Raw genomic sequence first — 20,829 nt, forward strand, 5'->3', positions numbered from 1 at the left:
GAAATTGGGGCTTTTTCGTACAATGAATAGCCCCCCAAATGGATCGCGTTGACGCGATGTGCTCTTCGACTCCCTCACTTCAGCAACACGCCGAGTCCTTATGTTTTTTCAGCCCGCCATTCCTAGTTCTTCCACAGTCTCTCGTCGAGAGATGTTGCTTGAGTCCGGAACCGGATTTGGTGCCTTGGCTTTGGCTTCGCTTCTTCCTCAATCGGCCCTTGGTGATGCCTCCGCTACGATTTCACATATCGCTCCCCGCGCCAAAAGTGTGATCTTCCTGTTCATGGAAGGTGGCCCCAGCCAAATGGACCTGTTCGATCCGAAACCACAACTCAATAAGCTGGCTGGGAAGCCGCTGCCTCCCGGATACAAACGTGTTGTCACAGCCATGGGGGAACTCAACTCACCGTTGCTCGCATCTAAACGGAAATGGAAGCAATACGGCGAGGCCGGGACCTGGGTCTCCGACTGGATTCCTAATATTGCGCAGTGTGTCGATGACATGGCTGTGATTCGTTCATGCTGGACGAATGGAATCAATCACTCGGGCGGTGTTTGTCAGATGAATACCGGAACCCCATTAGCTGGACGTCCTTCATTAGGGGCTTGGGTGAATTACGGGCTCGGTACAGAAAATCAGAACTTACCTGCCTTCGTTGTGATGACTGATAACAAAGCACAAGTCACCAACGGTCCTCGAAACTGGGGAACAGGATTCATGCCCGCCAGTTATCAGGGAACCAAACTCGATGTCGGCAATGAGCCCATTGCGAATCTCAACAATCCTGAAGGAATTTCGGTTGAACGGCAACGAAACAAGTTGGGCCTGTTGAACTCGCTGAATCGTGACCACTTCAAAGATCGTACATTTCAAACAGAATTAGAAGCCAGAATCAAAAGTTACGAGCTCGCATTTCGCATGCAAGCGAATGCTCCAGAAGCGATTGATCTTGAATCGGAAACGGCTGCCACACAGCAGCTTTACGGTTTGGACGATCCGAAAACCGAAGCATACGGAAGGAACTGTCTACTGGCCCGGCGACTCGTTGAACGGGGAGTTCGGTTTGTTCAACTGTATCATGGGGCCGGGAGTAAGTGGGACGCACACCGTGACATCGAAGGGAATCACACGCGAATGTGCGGGCAAAGTGATAAGCCTGTTGCCGGTCTGATGAAAGATCTGAAACAGCGAGGCCTCCTCGATGAGACACTTGTCGTCTGGGGAGGCGAGTTTGGCCGGACTCCGATGAGTGAAAAAGGAAATGGCAGGGACCATAATCCGACTGGCTTCACAATGTTTATGGCAGGCGGAGGTGTTGCTGGCGGACAGACAATCGGTTCGACCGACGACCTTGGGTTCCACGCTGTCGAAGACCGCCTTCATGTTCACGATCTTCATGCCACGATTCTCTATCTGATGGGAATCGATCACATGAAGCTAACCTATCTGCACAAAGGTCGGCCGGAACGTCCCACACAAAACGAAGGTGATGCCTACCGACTGATAACTCAGCGTCCCTTGGTCCGCAAAGAGCTTTCATCGTAGTTTCACACTGCTTTACCGAAACTTCACCTGTCCCGCTTCATCGAGCGATTAGAAATTCACTCTCCATAGGATGGAGAGTTGTCTCGTGTTGCGCTCGCTGATTGGCAGATGAAAGGCCAAGCTGAACAGGGACACTTCCTTCCCATCCTGTTGCGAATCTACGAGGATTGGCGCAGTTCGAAACTCTCTCAAGCTGTTGTGAGGACGCAATGAAGTGGTCATGGAAACTGGGCGAAGTTGCTGGCATTGGCATCTTCATGCATTCGACGTTCCTGATTTTGATCATCTGGATCGGCGTGAGCTATTGGCGTGTGGAACAGAGCGCCATAGCGGTTGTAGAAGGTGTCGGTTTTATTCTTGCTCTGTTTGGTTGTGTGGTCCTTCATGAATTGGGGCATGCCTTTGCTGCCAGAGCGTTCGGGATTCAGACTCGCGACATCACTTTACTCCCGATTGGTGGTGTCGCTCGACTGGAGCGCATGCCCGAAGATCCCTGGCAAGAATTCATTGTCGCCCTCGCGGGTCCGTTCGTGAATGTATTGATTGCGGCCATCCTCTTTGTGGGCCTTTTTGTGACCGGAAGCTTGGGAACTCTGGATGATCTGATCGCAACGAGCGGTTCGTTCCTGATGCGATTAATGTTCGTCAACATCGTGCTGGTCGTCTTTAATCTGATCCCCGCTTTTCCAATGGATGGCGGCCGGGTTTTGCGGGCGATTTTGGCTTCACAAATGGACTATGCCAAGGCGACTCGAATCGCTGCCACAGTTGGCCAGACGATTGCCATCGCTCTCGGATTTCTCGGCCTGATTTCGAATCCTGTACTCGTCTTAATTGCTTTGTTTGTCTGGATTGGAGCAGGCTATGAAGCTGCTTCTGTGACACTCCGCTCCGCCGTCAGTGGCATCACGGCTAAAGTTGTTATGCTGACTCATTACGAGACTTTGACACCACAGGATTCAGTCCATGATGCCGTCGACCTGACGTTACGTGGATCCCAGAAAGACTTTCCCGTTATCGACAACCAGGGAACTGTGATCGGTGTTCTGACACAATCTGGAATGTTGAAAGCGATCACCTCAACCGGTCCCGACACACAAGTTGTTGACGCAATGATCAGAGATGTTCAACCGACCACGACTGGGGAAATGTTGGAGTCGCTGTTAGTTCGTCTCAAAGATGAAGAATGTCAGACTGTTCCCGTAGTTGAACAAGGACAGCTCGTGGGGATCGTCACAATGGAGAACGTCAGCGAATTTCTACGAATCCAACAGGCCATCAACGCTTGAGAACTTTGCCGAGGAATCTGGCGAGCCCAGTTAGTCTTTGCTCTCGTTGCGGAGTTCAGAGATTTGAGTTGCGCTGATCTGTCCCTGAAAGATTCTGACATCGTCAATCCAGCCGTCGAAGTTGCGGCCAGTTCCCGCGCGATGCCCTCCGATGATGAGGCCGCCAGTTTCACATGCGGGGCCGGGAACTGGAAGCGCATGTTCGCTCACCTGTTTTCCGTTCACGAATAACCTGAGCCTCTTTTGATCAAACGTGAACGCAACGTGGTTCCATTTACCAAGTAACTGATCCCGATCAAGCAGCATGTTAAACGGACCTTGCGAACCTGTGGTTGGTGCAGCTTCTGGTTTCAGAGCGGGTTTCACTGTGTATGTATAAAGTTGCAGGTTGATCTTGTCGGGCTGATCGGTCGCTCGCATTCCGAGTGACAGGTTCCAGGCTCCGGTCTGATTCGGTTCCCCCTCTGCGGTGCTTTCCAGTAAGAATGATCTTGAACTGGAACCATGCTCCGGGAGAGTTTCCGGTTTGAACCACATGGAGACAGTGTGCGCAGCGGAGTTGTCGTCAAGAAAACTTCTTGGGACGGTCAAGTATTGTTGCTTGTTTCTGGAAAAGTGAACAGATCCTCCGAGAGCTCCATCCAGTTGAGTGATCGTTGGTCCGTTGACAGGAGTTGCATCAATGCGACTCCCCAGTGGAGACTCATTCTTGAAGTCGTTGTCGAAGTTCCAGTGAGCACGCAATTCGGGAGATGTTTTCTCACCGGAATCGACTGTCATCGCATTCAGTTCGATTTCAACCTTGCGATTCAAAACTCCATCAGGTTGGCGAAACTCAGCAATCAGCTTTGCATTCTCAGTGGTCCCGTCTGCAGTCAGTGTCAGAAATTGCCAGCCCTCGACCAGCGACCACTCGAGTGAAGGATGATAGACGTTCAGTGATGTGATTGTCCGAGTGTGTCCCGGTGAGATGATGAAGTCGTGCAGATCATAACCGACTCGCTGGGGATGAATCAGATGACGGGCAACATGAATATCTCCTCCGAGGAGTACGACTCCACTGATCTTCTGTGTCTTGATGAAATCCAATAGGGCATCACGTTCGTACCAGTATGTGAACATGTCGTCGGTTTCGCGGTTCTTCTTGTCCTGCCAGATCGCTCCCATCGAGAGCACTTTGAAAGGAGCCTTGGACTCTTTCAGACTCTTCAACAACCACTTCCACTGTTCCGCTCCGAAGCAAGTCGGCTGTTTTGGATCAACCGGAGACGGTTCGGTTTGTGAGAAAAATCGAGGGTCAAGCAAGAAGACTTCCATCATTCCCAGATCGACTTTGTGATACACACCTTCACTTCCGTTTCCATATTGTGAGTGAGCACGGTATTCCACAAAGCCCTGACGGGTCTTCCCCTTACCGTTCATCATGTTTAAGCCGTTGCCGTTATTGAGACCAAAGTCATGATCATCCCAGGTGCCGACAACAGGTGTGTGAGCAGCCAATTTTTCAAGATCGGAAACCTGCAAGAGCTGGCGTTGTTTCTCCCGTACGATCGCCAGATCTGAAGTGTCGATATACGGGGTGTCTCCCATCAGGAAGACCGTGTCGACGCCCAACTTCTCCATCTCGCTCCAGATGCCATTCGGTTCGATATCAACACAAGAGGCGAAGCTCGCGGAGACCCGATTCCCTTTCCGGGCTGGGTCGACTGTGGTGAAAGTGTGATTTTTCCCTGCAGCGACTGGTTCTTTCTGGTTCCCGCGGATTTCATCAATTTGATAGCTGTAGTTTGTTGCCGGCTTGAGACCTGTGACTTCAAATTTTGCGACAAAGTCATTCGCTGCAAGAGCGGTCGTTGTCACTTCCTTTATTGGTTGACCATTTTTCAGAACGGTCAATTGCAACTTTGTCTCGATCTTGCCTGGCCGATACAGAATTCGCGCGGTCGTCGGTTCGACTGTTCCAACAATCGGACCAACGACTTCGTCAGCCACAGCGATGCTTCCCAGTGAAGCGAACGAGATGAGACCAGTGAAGAGGGCAATCGACACGACTTTCGAAATCACAACTGGATGTTTCACTGCAGAAGACTCCTGACGCGGCCAGTGCGGTCGCTGGATAAGGTTCCGGAAGGGGAGGGAACGATAGAGTAGGACATTCGAACATCAAATTGAATACCCGACCGCAGAGCATTCTCTCTCGCGGTGATCTCTCGCAGAGATTTTGTTCAGTGAACTCGGTGTCTGGATGGTCAGATTCTTCGATGAGTCTCAACCTTCAACGACTGAGATCATATTGTGGTTTTCACTGGACCCGGTCGCGGATATGCTGATGGGATGAACTCAGACACTTCTCAGCATGTCACTCAAATTCTTTCGGCTCTCAATTCAGGGGAGCAGCAGGGGACCGATACGTTACTCCGGATTGTTTACAACGAGCTTCGTCGGCTTGCGGCAGCTCGGTTGAAACAGGAAGCATCCGGGCAAACTCTTCAGCCAACTGCACTGGTACATGAAGCGTATTTACGTCTGGTGAAAGGAGGCGAGCAACAGTCGTGGGATTCACGTGGGCATTTCTTTGCGGCAGCTGCCGAAGCGATGCGACGAATTCTCATTGAAAATGCGAGGCGAAAAGCAGCTGTGAAACATGGGGGAGACCTGCAACGGCTCCAGCTGGACGATGCCGACGCAGTTGTTTTGGCGACGGATCAAAAACTTTTGGAAGTCGACGAGGCAATCACAGAGTTGGAGAAGGTGGAACCATTGAAAGCGAAGTTAGTCAAGCTGCGATACTTTGCCGGACTGGAAGAATCCGAGGCCGCGGCAGCTCTGGGGATTTCCCGAGCGACAGCTTCGCGGTGGTGGACTTTTTCTAAAGCCTGGCTTTATGCACATATGAACGACGAGTCGTAACGTCTTGTCAGATAATGTGTTTAGAGCCAAAATTGAGTCAACGAGAAGTGCAGTTCAGATGATTTGACAAATTTCATGAGGCGCAACGAGACAAAAAAACGCATGACCTGTCGGACCGTAATCACATTCCCGCGAGGAAGAAAGCGGCATCCATATCCGCAAGTGATATGACCTTGGAGAGAAAATATGTCCGACGCAACCCCCAACGAGCCTTCTGAAACGTTTCAGGAAACATCTGTCGATCCGAACTCAATTGAAGGCATTTTTCTCACCGCGTTGGCAAAGTCAACTCCGGAAGAATGCGAGGCGTTTCTGCAGGAATCTTGCGGAGACAATGCAGAACGTCGACAGCGAATTGATGCCCTCTTGCGTGCTTACAACGACGCTGGAAGTTTTCTGGAGACACCTCCCCAAGGTGTGCCGACGAGTCACGATCCACTGAGCTTCGACTTTCTGGAACCTTCTGAAGATCCCGGGTTGTTGGGGACTTTGGGACCATACGAAATCTATGAAGTGATCGGTCGTGGCGGAATGGGCATCGTCTTTCGTGCTCGAGATCCGAAGCTGAACCGTGTGGTCGCCGTAAAAGTTCTCGCACCCGAACTGGCAGCCAACCCCAATGCCAAACGACGATTCGTTCGCGAAGCTCAAGCCGCTGCGGCTGTCTCTCATCCCCATGTCGTCACAATTCACGCAGTCGATGAAGATGAGAAAATTCCTTACCTGGTCATGGAATGTGTCGTCGGGCAGTCGCTGCAACAAAAACTCGACAAAGTCGGATCGTTGCGATTAACTGAAGTACTACGAATCAGTAAGCAGATCGCTGAGGGACTTGCTTCAGCGCACAAACAGGGACTGATTCATCGCGATATCAAACCGGCAAACATTCTCCTGGAGAACGGAGTTGAGCGAGTCAAAATTACCGACTTCGGATTAGCGAGGGCCGTTGATGATGTCTCAGTCACTCGAACCGGCGAAGTCGCTGGTAGCCCGCAATTCATGTCTCCCGAACAGGCGATGGGGCAGCGTGTCGATCAACGGAGTGACCTCTTCAGCTTGGGCTGCGTGATGTATGCAATGTGTGCCGGACGCTCACCGTTTCGGGCGACCAGCATTGCAGCAGCCATTCGCCGTGTGTGTGACGACCAACCGCGACCGATCGAAGAAATCAACGCAGAGGTTCCGGAATGGATGATCGTGATTATCGAGAAGTTACTCGACAAAGATCCCGCTAAAAGATTCCAGACGGCAGAAGAAGTGGTCGCAGTTTTAGAAGACCACTTAGCTGGAGTTCAAGGATCGATCCCGGTTCAGCAACGTGCCTATCGAACTAAGCCAGTGACAACGCCCAGTGCGCAACCCCCAACGAATCACTCACCCAATCCTCGTGTTGTGGTCGGAAGCATTTTGAGTGTTCTTGGAGTGATCTTGTGTCTTGGTGGAATTCTGCTGACCGCTGTCAATTTGAGTAACGAAGTACAAATCGCAGGAGTCGGTTTCTCTCCGCTGTGGGCGATTTTTGTGGGAGCTGCTCTCGCCTTTGCCGGTCAACTATTAAAACAGAAAAGAGTGACGTGTACGAGTTGGCTGATCATATTGCTGGTCTTGCTCGGTCCTGCTGGCTTTGCAATCTGGCTGATTAAAAAAAATGATTTTGAAGAAGCTGACCGTAAAGCGAGTGAAGAAGATCCGATCGCGCCCACGCAGGAATTTACCCAACACGTTTCTGAGGGACCGCCGTTGTTGGATCGACTTTCGTCGAGTTTGATGCGGCTCGCTTTGCTCGGACCAATCTTTTTGCTGATCGGGTTTTGCATCTGGGCCATGATGCCAAAAATGATCGAAGGCGAACTGGTGCAGTTCATTATTATGGGGATCGGGCCAGCGTTGTTTGGAGCAGCGATCATCGGTTGGTTTGGGAGCCATTTGAAGAATGATGAATGGGGTTGGGAAGCCTACTACAAAGGTGTTTGTGCCGGGTTCCTCGCCATACTTCTTCCTCCTGTCTGGCTGGTTGGGATTCCGATTGGGTTTGCATCCCTATGGATTTTGAATCAACAGGAAGTGATTCAATCCTTTCGTGAAAAAGGAAAGGGAGAAGCTGTCCAGGTTTTTATCCCAAGTTTCCTGTTGGATATTGGAACTGCCATCGGAGCATTGGTTTCCTCATCCCTTTTGATTCTTATTGCGGTGAATGCGGATGGTCTTTTCAGTTCAGTCAATTTTATTGAGGGAATGCTCTCCTTTCTCGGTCTGTCGCTACTGCTGCTTCCTTTTCGAGGGGAACTTTTCCGAGGGCGTTTTTTGAGAGATCTCAGTCTTTGCCTGGGAGTGACCCTCCTTGCAGGTCTTGGGTTTGCAGTTGTGAGAGAGGGAGGAATCGGAATTCCAGAATTGATTGTTGTCGGAACAATTGCTTCCATTCTGTTTCTTCTACCAATATTCATTGTGTGGAAATTTCTAATTGCTCCTGCTCAACAACGAAGTGAGACACCGACGATTCCACTCACAAGACCAATCGCTCAGAAGCAACCAAAGTGGTCGTTGGGAAGACGGCTGCTGATTGGGGGGCTTGTTGGAATATTCATCGTTGGAATTCAGTATGCAGCTCCTCAATTGCAACAGGCGTTTTCCCCACTCGGTTCGCTTGTGGTTGAACACTCTGGATCGGTGAAACCGGAAGCAATTCTGATTGATGGAAAGCAGGTCCGTTCAGCAAAGCAGTCCGGTGATATCACTCTCTTCAAAGGACTCAAGCCGGGGCTTCACAGAATACAGATTACTTTGAATGGGGACCGGGATGAATTCGAGAAAATGAATAACTACGAGATCAACATTCGACCAGGTGCGACTCATAAGATTCCACTGCGTCGCTTAGTCAAAATGAATGCAGGGATGGAACTCGGACCGGCATCGGGCGAGTACGGAGGATTGATTTTAGAAATTCAAGACCCCGGTTTGAGAGTTCTTCTTATGAGTTTTGAGTCCAACGATACCGGATTTCGTGGCAATCTCTTGGGGCAAGGAGAACATCAAGTTTCTGTCGGGAAGTATCAAGTTGTTGTCATCGATGAGCTTGCCGGTTGGTTTCTGAATCTCAAAGATGAGCAAAACAACCAGTCTTTCAAGCAGGTTTATGAAGTGGTCAACAAAATTTATGGAGAGGGTTTTGGTGGAACATCGGGTTACGGGGGAGCTGGGGTTTCTGGTAACCGTTCTTCTGTCATGAAGTCCGCCGGGTATCGGCCAGGACTGTATGACAGTCGTTCTGGGACCTGGTCCATCATTCAATACTCGATTGGTTCGGTCGAAATCAAGCCGGGGCAGTTCGAGTCCGTCGTTGCCAAACGAGATTTGAAAGCGATCGCGCGTCAACACGATGACTTCGTCGATGGTAAGTTTTATTGGTTTTTGTGGAACGGCGATAAGTATTCCTTCTCAGCTGCTCAGTCGCAGGTGATTCAAGAATTACTGGAGGCGTATGCGAACGGCAATGCAGCAGTCATGGAATCAGATGTACTGAAAAAACTCAACGCGGACCGGGAGGAACCGGTCACTTCGCTGGCGGAAGTTTTCAACGACGGGAAACATCCTGGCTGGAAACAATTGGTCGACTGGACCAAGCGGGATAATGACGCTTCTCTCAAATTGACGAAGTTGATCAATTCGTCAGTAAAGAACAGCTACGGAAGTGGTAGCGGGATGAGCCAATTTGGTGGCCCCTCGACAGCCCCAACGAAACCCAAAGAGACAGGAGCGGTTATCCTGACGACCACTGATCAAGGCTTGACTGTTAATGTTTCAAAAGATGAATTTGGCCCATTCCAAAATCTGTCTAAACAAACAACCTCGCTTCCAGTCGGTACATACTACGTGATGGTGTTCGACAAAATGTTCGGCTGGGGATCGACGAAAACGAAAGGACCGGTCACACCTCCATCCTACTACGGTGGACAGCTTGACGTGACAAAAGGCGAGTTCACAGATCTGGAGGTCAGGCGCGACTGGAAAAAACTGGCAGCCCAAGACCCCGCCTTGATGGAAGGGTTTTACCCCTTTGTCTGGAATGGCAAGGACTTCGTTCTTTCGAAACAACAGTCCGGAATTGTGCAGCAACTCTTCAAAGCGTTTGCGGATGGAAAGATCGCTGTTGATGCGCAGGAACTGGTCGAAAATAAAAATGCTGCTGAAGAGATCAAGCGTATTTTCAACAACGGTAATCACCCAGCGTGGGTTGAATTGGTGGAATTACTGGACGGCGAGAAGGTGCGACTCAATTATAGTTTTGGAATCGTGCACCCAACATATTCAGTCCCTGATGGAATGCAGAAAACCCAACTTGATTTCCTAAGTAATGTTGGAGTTGCGGAAGACCTGCGAATGGGTCGAAAACTCAACATCCTTGTCACGTTAGAAAACGAGGATGAGCCAATGTCACTTATTCAGAATGCAGCTATTTACGGTTGCAGGCATCACTCAGATGGTGCATACCAAGAGTTCACAACAAATCTCTTAGCCCTGCTTACGGAAGAGCAATCAGAGGCGTTCGAACTCGCAAAGAAGATCGCTGATGTAAAATATCAATGGGGTGAAATTCTTTGCGAATTCCCTCAACCAACGCTCAACGAGAAGACCTACAAAGCCTTGAAGGCAAAAGCCGAATCGATGGAGTATTAACTTGTGGCTGACGGATTGGTCTGTCAACGATTTCATCGCCATGGTAAAAATCGAATGACGACACCGTCGGACGTTCGACTTTACAGGCAAAACTCATGGATAAGACAAAACAGTTTCTCGCAGCCGGAATACTCTTCGCCGGATTTTGGATGACCTATCACACGACTGCAGAATCACGCGCTGAAGATGTAAAACCGATTCCGACTGAAACGGTGAAGAATTCCGTTCGTCAAGCGATGCAACGCAAGCTCGTTCTTTCCAAGGAAATCTTGAACGGCCTGGTGTTGCAGGACTATGACAGCATCGAAAAGGCGGCAGCTGAGATGAAGAAGGTCAGTCTTCAATCGCCGAAGCAGATCGAGGGAGATGAGACAGAGAACGAACTTTACCAGCATTTCCGCTTAGAGTTTCTGAGAATTAACAGCCTGATGGAAAAGATGGCACAGGAAAAGAATCTTGAAGGAGCTGCGTACGCCTATCAAAATCTTAATGCCAATTGTCTCGCCTGTCACAGCTATCTGCATGGCAAAGACGAATAGGATGAAACAATCTTCCTCGCGAGAGTCTCCAGGCTCGCAGGATCATGAGCCGGATTTTGAGCTTGGCTCATCTGGGAGATGAAGCCCCGTCATGCTTTGTAAATCTTTGCCATGCGTTGTACTCGGGTCGTGATTAAATCGACCAGCGACGATGGCTGAAGGACTTCCGCCTGATCTGCATATCCCATGATCCACCAGGAAATTTCGTGGATGCCGTCTACATTCACATGGAAGTCCATGGTCCCATCGGGATTCCAGACGAGCCGTTGAGTCTTGTGCCAGGAGACTTCAGCGACGTTCTGAGCAACCAGCGGTTGAAACCGTACAACGACATCACATCGCGCACCCCGCTCACGGACCAGATTCCAGGCATTCCCGAGATATCGCTGTAATGTGAATCGAGGTGGAGGCGTGAATTCGTCATCAGTGATTTCTGAATCCTGAATTCTGCCGACATGAAAAGTTCGGACTGCCCGATGCATCGAGGATCGTCCGATGACATACCACGCTCTTCGTTGAAACAGGAGCCGGTACGGACTGACCAAAGTGCGAATCACTTTTCGGTCATACAAACTGTTGTAGCGGAGACGGATCTTCTTTCTCGACGTGAGTGCTTCAAGCGTCCGTTCGTAGTGTTGCTGGCTTCCGTCGAGCTCCGCCTGTGGCTCAGTGTTGATTTTCACACTGGCGGTCAACTCACCAACATATTGCCGCAAATGATTCGGCAGGTTTGATTGCAGTTTGAGTGCCGCATCTCGAGAGACACCCTGAAAGGGGACACCTCGTTTGGGGCTCCCCATTTCCTGAGCCAAAAGCATTAGGGAAAGAGTTTCAGCGAGGGTGAAATCGGTCGGCGGCAAGTAAGTTCCGGAAGAAATCCAGTAACCGGTTTTGCTGGCATCGTACAAAACAGGAATCCCGGAATCCTGCAGGGTTTTGATATCACGAAAAATGGTGCGACGACTCACATTACAGAAATCTGCAAGTTCTTTCGTGTTATAAATTCTGCCTGATTGCAATCGCTCCATCAGATTGAGAAGCCGCCGAATCTTTCCAATCGAACTCATTCACAACTACTCTTAAAACGATCCATGTTTCAGTTTGTCTCTAAGAGCATTTTTCAATGCTTGTCGAGCCTGTGAAGTTCACTTCCATGACTTCATTATCTGCTCCCCACGAGGCAGTACGCAAAGACCCAGACTGGATTTACTCTAGAGCAGTTTGCTCTACCGTTTGCCCGTGAATAACGCATTTCTCTAGTAAAAATGCTGTTCGCCACGAGGCAGATCCTGCAAACCAATTCGAAAGATGCTCTAAGAGTAGCGGACCTGCATGAGGCGGGTCAAACAGGAACAGCAGCGCACATGATGTCGATTGGAACAATGAGCCTGAGTAATCGACTGATTTGCAGGAGAGTGATCATTACCAGACGATGTCGACGTTGAGACTTCGCGGACCGCGAGGATACCATGGGCGGCGATAGTCGTAGTAAGGGTAACGAGCATGGAGGCGGCCTGCTGTCGACGGGCCGACGAAGACACCTTCCGCGCCTGCGGGATTGACTCCAGGGTAGTGGGGAACGCCCCAAACATGACCATTGTAATACACGGGAGTCGGCTGCTGATAGGTGTGTGTCACAACAGGTGCTGGGGCTTGCTTCGGAGCGACCACACTCGGTTGATTCGATGCTGGTTGACTCACTTGTGACGCTGCCTGTTTGGCGTCAGGAACCTCGGGAATTTCTGGTTCGGAGACAGGCTGCTCATGAGAGGCCGTATTTGGCGCAGCTGAGGTTGGGATTGGAGGGATATTGGCTTCAGGCGCAGGAGCCGGAACACTTTTTTCTATCGGAGCTTGAGATTCTTGCGGTGGAACCGGGGCGGGTGCAGTCTCCGGAGAGGGAAGTTGTGGAGCTGGCGACGGTGGAACAATGGCTCGCTCTGGCAACGTAGGACCTTGGGCCTGTGCGAGAGTTGCCATCGACACGACAAGAAGAAGGCTCAGGTATTTCATGGTTCGGTCTCCGGTGATCTCAGCAATAAATGAATGCGCCTATAACCGGTCATTGAGATTGGGACTCGCCCTTTCTGGACAAGCCAGCCAGTGCCCCTCTCAGCTGAAGTGATAGAACGCTTGAGAGCATGTTCTCGCGAACTGTGACTGTGACGAAACGGTTCTCTCAGGGAAAACGCTAACTCCACGAGGTACATCGCGAATACGTTCTCGAAAATGCTCTGATCTTGTGACCTTAAAATCTCACCCAGACCAAAGTAGAGGCGACTTCAGTGAAAATTCGCTGATAGCGGAAACATTTTTCAGTTTGAGTGGGCTGTAACGATTACACGACGCCCTCGGAAAACCTCTCATTAAAACCGGCAAATTCAAGCAGCCCGGCAGTTTTGTTGCCGATCAACTAAATAGGGATAGCGCTGCCAGATGATCTCGTCGACAAATTCGTAGCGCGTTCTCGCATCACCGCAGGAGAGAATGATGAAGCGTCATGTATGGACACTTTTTTCCATTGCAGCTGTTTGCACAAGTGCCTCTGCTCAAGAGCAAGTTGTGCCTGCAGGGGCTAAGCATTACAGCGGTGGGCAGCAATATGTTGACTCCGGTCAATATGTAAATGAGGGCCAATTCGTTGACCAAGGCCAATATGTACCGGATGGTCAATTCGTTGAAGGGGGCGACTTTGTCGGCGGTGCGTCAGTTGGCAGCCAGGAACCGTTGTTTACCTACGACGACCAGGAACCATGGAAGCATGGCTACATTAAGGTGATGCCGTACTATCACGGGTACCATTCCTTCCGTCCCTACAACTATCATCAGGTCTTCGGGCAATCGACGACGGCTCAGGGCTTCGGTATGTCTCCTGTGATGCCATACTCTCAGCAGTTCTGGCATCGTTACGAAAAGATGGCTGACCTGTCTCAAGGTAACCATGAGCCAGTCTATCCGGGCACGCCTCCTCCAAGGTTACACGACCACTACCCAAAGCCGATCAACCAACCGGCTCCAGTGGACGAACCGAGTGCGCGACTTATGCTTCCTTATCAGGGAACTTTGCAGCCAGGCCAGAGTGATGCTCTACAGCAATCGCAGCCTCAAAACTACTCTCAGATTTTTCAATCCAGACCACAACCGGGACTGATTGCGCCAGCGCAATATCAGAACAATCGCCCCGCCACACAAAGACCAAGTTTGCCAGCACCACGGTATTGATCCCGACGAGCTTGAACAGGTTCTAGAAAAATTCCTGTGTGGTTGGCTTAATCACGATGTCGGGCACGTGGGCACGTGGTGGAAGCATGGCGATCGAAACGACCAGCGAGGCGACGTCGCTCGGCTGAAGGATTCGAGCGCGATGTTCGGCTCCAACCGGGTTTGGACGAGCGTCGAGAATTGGCGTTTCGACTTCGCCCGGATACACGTTTGTGACGCGGATGCCACGGTCTTTTTCTTCTTGCCCGACGAATGTCCCCAAGGCGGTCATCGCAAATTTCGAGGCCACATATCCAACTCCACCGAGGAGATTTGCACGAACCCCAGCGATGGACGAAATGTTGATGATCAGTCCATCTTTCCGTTCACGCATTTGAGGTAAAACTGCGTGCATCGTGTTGAAGGCTCCGGTCGCATTGACCTGCATCAGCTTGTCCCAATCCTCAGGAGCGACCTCTTCCATGGTCCGTTTTACGACATTGATCCCGGCACAATTAACAAGAATGTCAATTTGACCAAGCTCTTTGTTTGCCCAGTCGAAGAGCTCCTTAACACTGTCGCGGCAAGCAACATCAGCGGTCTTATAAAGGATGGAATTTTCGCCGGAATAGGAGTCCGCAACTTCTTTCAGTTTCTCCTCGCGTCGACCGGAGATAGCGACCTTGCAGCCTGCGTCTGCTAAAGCGACAGCACAGCCGGCTCCAATTCCGGTCCCTCCACCTGTCATCAATACTGTTTTTCCGGCAAGCGACATCTTGATTCCTTGTTGAAAATTATCAGTGCAGCGACATCATACTATTCGAAACGTCGTCGAGCCACTTTACTGCTTGGTGTTCAGGTTCTGCCTCTTGGAGAACTGTCCATGAAGTCAAGAAAGTGAACTTCACAGGCACGAAAAACACTGAAAACGCACACAAACGCCATCGAAATTTAATGTTTGAAGTGTCGGCGTCCGGTAAAGATCATTGCGATGCCGTGCTCGTTGCAGGCTTCGATGACTTGTTCATCGTTGCGTGAACCTCCCGGCTGAATTGCAGCCGTCACTCCAGCTTTAGCTGCCTCATCAATACCGTCGCGGAATGGGAAGAACGCATCCGAAGCGACGACCGCTCCCTGACTTCGCTCGCCTGCTTTATGTCCCGCAATGAACGATGAGTCGAGGCGACTCATTTGTCCGGCTCCTACTCCGACGACCATCCCGTTTTTGGCAAACAGAATCGCATTTGATTTGACATGTTTGCAAACTTTCCAGGCGAAGTTCAAATCACGCAGTTCGTCATCGCTCGGAGTTCGGTTCGTGACAACTTTGTAGTCGTCTTCTGAGTCAGGTTGATCATCGCGCTGTTGTACGAGCAAACCGCCGGAGATTTTTCGGTACTCGTAAGTCGTCCCCTGATCATCGAAGAATGCAGGACATTGCAAGAGGCGGACGTTGTTCTTCCACTTTGGCTTTGTGCGAAGAATTTCCAAAGCAGCTGGTTCGTAACCGGGAGCAATAATCGCTTCAACAAACCGGCCCGGCTCCGCAAGAAGATTCGCAGTGGCAGTATCGAGTTCTCGATTGAAGCCCAGAATCGATCCGAATGCGCTCACTGGATCGCCTGCGTAAGCATTGACAAACGCTTCGGACAACTCGCTGCCGATCGCACAGCCGCAAGGGTTCGTATGTTTGATGACCACAGCGGCCGGGTCTTTGAATTCGCGAGCAATTGCGAAGGCGGCTTCGACGTCAATCAGGTTGTTGTAAGAAAGCTCTTTCCCGTGAAGCTGCTCGGCTCCTGCGATGGAGGCGGCAGGGGGATTCGGTTCGACATAGAAGGCAGCTGACTGATGGGGGTTTTCGCCGTAACGAAGATCGTTCTGTTTCTCGAAAACGAGCCCCAACGTCTCAGGGTATTCGGACTGCTCGTTGTTGATTTTCGAGAAGTAGTTGGAGATCGCACGGTCATAGCGAGCGGTTGACTCAAAAGCTGCTCCAGCAAGTTGCCGCCGAAGTTCAAGTGTCAAACCTTCTCCAGAAACCTGCTCCAGGACTGATTCGTATTGGTCCGGACTGGTTAAAATGCCGACGTATGCATGGTTTTTGGCTGACGAGCGGACCATGCTTGGGCCGCCGATGTCGATCTGTTCAATCGCTTCTTCGACCTGCACGCCCTCTTTGGCAATGGTTTGCTCGAATGGATACAGGTTCACCACGACCAGTTCGAATGGGATGATTCCATGTTCCGCGATGGCAGTTGCATCATCCGGAAGGTCAGGCCGTCCGAGAATCGCTCCATGGATTCGTGGATGTAATGTCTTCACACGCCCTCCCATGATCTCGGGGAATTCCGTGTATGAAGAGACATCAATGACGTTGATTCCCTGATCTTTGAGGAATTTGGCGGTTCCTCCAGTCGAGAGAATCTCAAAGCCCGCGGCAACCAGACCTTGAGCGAACGGTCCGAGACCTGTTTTATCACTGACGGAAATCAAAGCACGACGTGCGGCACGGCTCATGGGAATCGATATGGGGCTGAAGAGTTTGCTGGCTGAAATAGGAAGACGACAACGGTCTCACTTATAGATCGCACACGTTACCGCAGTCCCGTTCGGGATGCAAATCTTCACGATTCGTCCCAAAATTGACAGATTTTGCACGTCGACGAGTGAACGTTTGACTCGTTATGGTTAGCGTGTCAGAGAAGTTTTATTTTCCAACTCCCATCGTGAACGCAGTTTATGAATTCTGCTGAACAGGAAATCGAGAAGGGGCAGCGGTTTGCTTTTGGAGCGAACTGGCAGGAGTTTCTACGTACGCTCGATGACGATCGTATTGAAATCGCTGAGGCGTCCTTGAGGGAACTGCTTCAAGTTGAGTCGCTGAACGGGAAGACATTCGTTGATGTCGGATCCGGTTCCGGGTTGTTTTCGCTTTGTGCCCGTCGACTAGGAGCGAATGTTTACTCTTTCGACTTTGATCCACAATCGGTCGCCTGCACGCGAGAACTCAGGTCTCGCTATTTCGCTGACGATCCAGATTGGCAAGTCGATTCCGGCTCGGCATTGGATAAAGAGTTTCTCAAGTCGCTCGGGACATTTGATGTCGTCTATTCCTGGGGGGTGCTGCATCACACAGGGAAGATGTGGACCGCTTTGGAAAATGTCGTTCAATTGACGCATCCTCGCAGCCGATTAGCGATTGCGATCTACAATGACCAGGGGCTTCGTTCAGAATTGTGGTTATGGGTCAAGCGGATTTACTGCTCAGGAACATTGGGGCGATGGAGTATGCTGGCGGTGTTTGTGCCGTACTTTTTTTTGCGAACCATCGCGGTCAGCGTCGTGCGAGGCCACAATGAATTCGCGAAGTATCGACGCAACCGCGGGATGTCGATTGTCCGAGACTGGATCGACTGGCTGGGCGGATTGCCGTTTGAAGTCGCCAGCGTGGAGGAAATCGTTTCGTTCTACGAATCGAAAAACTTTCGGTTGATCAATTCGAAGGAAACAAAACGGCTTGGCTGTAACGAGTTCGTATTTATACGTGATGACGAAGACGAATAGGCCGAACTTCACCGCAAACTGTTCTTCCGTTTGTATTAGCGCTGCGGAGCTGAGAACCCGGCTGGCTGAATCTCTGAAGATTCCTTCAGCCCCGAACTGCCGCGGACTGCTCCTCGTATTCCGAGAATTTCGGGATGTCTTGCGATCCTGTCGCTGAAGATGCGGAAGTCTTTCAGGATTGGATTGAGATTTGTCAGCAAGATGCTCAATGAGGCCGCTGAGTGATTCAGGTTTTTGTAGAGCTCTGGATCGGAGGCGAGTTGTTGAATCGTTCCATCTTTGTCGTTGAGGATTTGAGAGAACTGATTCAGTTCCGTCAGCAAACCTTCCAGTTGGATCAAGCTCCCGGAAAGTTTTTTGACGATCAAATCACTTTGCCCTGCGAGAGGAGCCGTTGCTTGATTGATGTTTTCCATGTTCTCGCTGAGCTTGACAATCGTCTCTTTGGCGGTGGTAATGGTCAGCCTGGCTTCTTCAGCGATGACTGGCAGTGACGCTGCTGTTTTCTTCAAGTCAGATTGCAACTGTGGATCAGCCAGAAACTTGTTGGCATTGCTAAGCGTCAGCGTGGCGGATTCAAGGGTTTCTCCTGCAGTGTCAAACGTTGCGGTCGCCGTTGTCATCGTCTTGGTGAATGATTCGAGGGCCAGAGCGGTTCGTTCAATGACTTCGTCCAGCGAACCTTCCTTGGTTTCCATTAAGTTGTTCAAATTCTGTCCGACCTTGTGCCATTCACGACTGGTGTCGGTAAAGGAGGCCAGCGATGTGTTCACGGTCTGCTCAAGTCGGTGCACAATTTCCATTGGGTTGGTCGGTGCGGTTCCTTTTAAGCGAGAGTTTGGCGGAATCATTTCACTCGCCTTGCCAGCAGTAAATTCAAGCTTGGCATCACCCAGTAATGACTGCACGAGTGTGACCCGCGAGTCGACGCGGATCTGGCGGTCCTCATCGATTTCTACGACAACTAGAACTCCACCGTTCAGATCATCCAGTACAACTTCTTTGACTCTTCCGATGTTGATGCCGTTTTGTTTCACTGGACTGCCAGCGTACAACCCGGGAGCCTCATCGAAATGGATCGCGATCGGATACGATTTTTCCCAGTAGGATCGGAGTTCGCTGAATTGCAGAACCAGGACAGCTCCGACGACCATCGAAAAGACGACAAAGAGTCCGACTCGAAATTGTAATTGGCGTTCAGACATTTTAATCAAACACTCTGGAATGTTAAAAATGAAAAGATTGATCGTTTGGCAGCTCAGGTGATTCCGACAGCGGTTTTAACTGGCTGCGAGGAGTTCCTGTAAACGCTCGCCAGCTTCTCCGCGAACAAAATGGGACACACGCGGATCAGGATTTTCAAAGGCGTCTTCGGCTGTGCCGTCGAATATGATTTGTGACTCATCCGCAGCTAAGCGGACGAGTGGGTAAAACATGACGACGCGATCAGCAACTTTTCGAAGCGTGTTCATATCGTGCGTTACGACGATACTTGTGACGTTGCTTCGTTCTCGAGTTCGAATAATCAGCTCGTTAATCACATCGCTCATGATGGGGTCAAGACCTGTAGTCGGTTCGTCGTAGAGCATGACATCCGGATCGAGTGCTAATGCTCTTGCGAGGCCAACACGCTTTCGCATCCCTCCGGAGAGCTCAGCTGGTTTCTTCAAGGAGACTGCATGTGGATCAAGTCCCACATCTTTCAATCGATCCTGGACAATGCTGGTGATTTGTTTTTCGTGTAACTGTCGATTTTGACGTAACCCGAAGGCGACGTTTTCAAAAACTGTGAGGCTGTCAAACAGGGCCGCTCCCTGAAACAGATATCCGAATCGCAACCTTTCACGAACAACCTCTTTTTCGGTCCGCTCTGCGAGAGTTCGACCATCCCAGTAAACTTCTCCGGTTGTTGGCTGCAGCAGGTTCATCATCAGTTTCATCGTGACACTCTTGCCACAGCCAGATTCTCCAATCAGGACGAGAGTTTTTCCTGTTTCAATTGACAGTGAGACGTCCCGCAAGACCGACTGTTCGTCGAACTGTTTGGAAACATTTTTGAGTTCGATGAGTGAACGCATTTGAGTGGGGAGTTCGAAACTGGGAGTAAGGAATTTTCACCACACTTCAAGTGTGGACCGCAGAACAAGGACTTTGTTAGATCATGTGGTAAATGTTCATCATCAAGTAGCCGAGCAGGAAATCGATCGCGAGTATGGCCACGAAGGAATATACAAAGGCTTCAGTTGCTGCCTGACCTACACCTTCGGCACCGGCACTGCTGTGAAATCCTCGATGACAGGCAATCAACGAAATTGAGGCACCAAAAAAAACGCTCTTCAGAATTCCGCTGAAAAGATCAAAGTTCGTGACGAATCGTCTTGAGTGATGCCAGTAGAAAAAACTTTCGACATCAAGGACTTGTGTACTGAACCACCACCCGGAAAGGACTCCAATCCCATCGGCGCAGAGCGTCAGCATGGGGATGAGTAGCACGCAAGCCAGGAATCTGGGAACGACAAGGTAGGCAATCGGGTTTGCACCAAGAGCGGTCAGTGCGTCAATTTGTTCGGTGACTCGCATTGTGCCCAGTTGAGCTGCCATCGAGCTTCCTACACGACCAGCCAGCATCACAGCTGCCAGCACGGGACCGAGTTCTTTCAGCAAAGTGACGTTGACCACTGTGCCGAGCTGACTTTCCATGTGCATCATGGCGAACTGTTCATAGGCCTGAACCGCCAGCACCATGCCGATGAAGCCCCCGGTAATCATAATCACGGGAAGACTGAGAACACCGATTTGATACATGACCGGCCAAAGCACATTCCCGCGCGGCCAGCCCGGAAGAATCCAAGAGAGCATCCGCATCCCGAACAGAGTGATGTCACCTGCCAGGGAGACGAAATCTACAACAATTCGTCCCAAGCTATGAATCGGCGATTCTTGGCTTGTCGTCGTCCGTGAGTTCATCTGGTTTCTTGCAGATCCTTCTGCAGTACGGGAGTCGATCAGCGATTTTGCAGAGTCTACACCATTGAGCCGAATGACAGCGAGACCGATTTCTTGGCGAGGTTCTTGATTTGTAACGTGTTTGGTGGGAGAG

15 protein-coding genes are annotated in these 20,829 nt (G+C 50.6%); 7 read left to right on the top strand and 8 right to left on the bottom strand.

Annotation, left to right across the window (positions count from 1 at the left end):
- Positions 1-100: 100 nt before the first annotated feature.
- Both ACN0YR_RS04940 and ACN0YR_RS04945 read left to right on the top strand, forming a co-directional pair.
- A complete protein-coding gene (locus ACN0YR_RS04940) occupies positions 101-1,546 on the top strand; it encodes a DUF1501 domain-containing protein (RefSeq protein WP_417848086.1) in 1,446 nt (481 codons plus the stop codon).
- A 209-nt stretch (positions 1,547-1,755) separates the two neighbouring features.
- On the top strand, positions 1,756-2,835 hold the full coding sequence (locus ACN0YR_RS04945) for a site-2 protease family protein (protein WP_417848087.1): 1,080 nt from the start codon (positions 1,756-1,758) through the stop codon (positions 2,833-2,835).
- Between the two features lie 30 nt (positions 2,836-2,865).
- Here the strand turns inward: ACN0YR_RS04945 and ACN0YR_RS04950 are convergent, their stop codons facing one another.
- Positions 2,866-4,914 (bottom strand): LamG-like jellyroll fold domain-containing protein, encoded by a 2,049-nt coding sequence (locus ACN0YR_RS04950; RefSeq protein ID WP_417848088.1) that lies wholly within the window; start codon positions 4,912-4,914, stop codon positions 2,866-2,868.
- Positions 4,915-5,130: 216 nt separating this feature from the next.
- On the opposite strand from ACN0YR_RS04950, the gene ACN0YR_RS04955 reads away from it, so the two are divergent.
- The 3 genes from ACN0YR_RS04955 (at position 5,131) to ACN0YR_RS04965 (ending at position 10,961) form a co-directional block, all read left to right on the top strand.
- Positions 5,131-5,745: a sigma-70 family RNA polymerase sigma factor gene (locus ACN0YR_RS04955; protein ID WP_417848089.1), complete on the top strand. Its 615-nt coding sequence runs from the start codon at positions 5,131-5,133 to the stop codon at positions 5,743-5,745.
- A gap of 186 nt (positions 5,746-5,931) precedes the next feature.
- Complete coding sequence (locus ACN0YR_RS04960; RefSeq protein WP_417848090.1) at positions 5,932-10,422, top strand: serine/threonine-protein kinase; 4,491 nt, start codon at positions 5,932-5,934, stop codon at positions 10,420-10,422.
- Between the two features lie 95 nt (positions 10,423-10,517).
- A complete protein-coding gene (locus ACN0YR_RS04965) occupies positions 10,518-10,961 on the top strand; it encodes a hypothetical protein (protein ID WP_417848091.1) in 444 nt (147 codons plus the stop codon).
- An 89-nt stretch (positions 10,962-11,050) separates the two neighbouring features.
- Here the strand turns inward: ACN0YR_RS04965 and ACN0YR_RS04970 are convergent, their stop codons facing one another.
- Both ACN0YR_RS04970 and ACN0YR_RS04975 read right to left on the bottom strand, forming a co-directional pair.
- Complete coding sequence (locus ACN0YR_RS04970) at positions 11,051-12,028, bottom strand: helix-turn-helix transcriptional regulator (RefSeq protein ID WP_417848092.1); 978 nt, start codon at positions 12,026-12,028, stop codon at positions 11,051-11,053.
- Positions 12,029-12,383: 355 nt separating this feature from the next.
- Complete coding sequence (locus ACN0YR_RS04975; protein ID WP_417848093.1) at positions 12,384-12,974, bottom strand: hypothetical protein; 591 nt, start codon at positions 12,972-12,974, stop codon at positions 12,384-12,386.
- Between the two features lie 477 nt (positions 12,975-13,451).
- Here ACN0YR_RS04975 and ACN0YR_RS04980 point away from each other — a divergent pair, with 477 nt between their 5' ends.
- Entirely contained in the window at positions 13,452-14,183 is a 732-nt protein-coding gene (locus tag ACN0YR_RS04980; RefSeq protein ID WP_417848094.1) for a hypothetical protein, read from the top strand.
- A gap of 22 nt (positions 14,184-14,205) precedes the next feature.
- Here ACN0YR_RS04980 and ACN0YR_RS04985 read toward each other — a convergent pair whose 3' ends face one another.
- Positions 14,206-14,937, bottom strand: coding sequence for an SDR family oxidoreductase (locus ACN0YR_RS04985; protein WP_417848095.1), 732 nt, complete (start codon positions 14,935-14,937; stop codon positions 14,206-14,208).
- A 176-nt stretch (positions 14,938-15,113) separates the two neighbouring features.
- Positions 15,114-16,682 (bottom strand): bifunctional phosphoribosylaminoimidazolecarboxamide formyltransferase/IMP cyclohydrolase, encoded by a 1,569-nt coding sequence (gene purH / locus ACN0YR_RS04990; RefSeq protein WP_417848096.1) that lies wholly within the window; start codon positions 16,680-16,682, stop codon positions 15,114-15,116.
- Between the two features lie 222 nt (positions 16,683-16,904).
- On the opposite strand from purH, the gene ACN0YR_RS04995 reads away from it, so the two are divergent.
- The gene (locus ACN0YR_RS04995) at positions 16,905-17,729 is read left to right on the top strand and encodes a class I SAM-dependent methyltransferase (protein WP_417848097.1); all 825 of its coding nucleotides are present in this window, start codon (positions 16,905-16,907) and stop codon (positions 17,727-17,729) included.
- Between the two features lie 35 nt (positions 17,730-17,764).
- On the opposite strand, the gene ACN0YR_RS05000 is transcribed toward ACN0YR_RS04995, so the two are convergent.
- The 3 genes from ACN0YR_RS05000 to ACN0YR_RS05010 form a co-directional block, all read right to left on the bottom strand.
- Entirely contained in the window at positions 17,765-18,934 is a 1,170-nt protein-coding gene (locus tag ACN0YR_RS05000; RefSeq protein WP_417848098.1) for an MlaD family protein, read from the bottom strand.
- 75 nt (positions 18,935-19,009) lie between these two features.
- Positions 19,010-19,807 carry an ABC transporter ATP-binding protein gene (locus ACN0YR_RS05005; RefSeq protein ID WP_417848099.1) on the bottom strand — a complete coding sequence of 266 codons (798 nt, stop codon included), beginning with the start codon at positions 19,805-19,807 and terminating at the stop codon, positions 19,010-19,012.
- Between the two features lie 76 nt (positions 19,808-19,883).
- Positions 19,884-20,696, bottom strand: coding sequence for an MlaE family ABC transporter permease (locus tag ACN0YR_RS05010; protein WP_417848100.1), 813 nt, complete (start codon positions 20,694-20,696; stop codon positions 19,884-19,886).
- Between the last annotated feature and the right edge of the window lie 133 nt (positions 20,697-20,829).

Origin of the sequence: Thalassoglobus sp. (assembly GCF_048270125.1) — a bacterium.
In the GTDB taxonomy this organism is placed as follows: Bacteria; Planctomycetota; Planctomycetia; order Planctomycetales; family Planctomycetaceae; genus Thalassoglobus.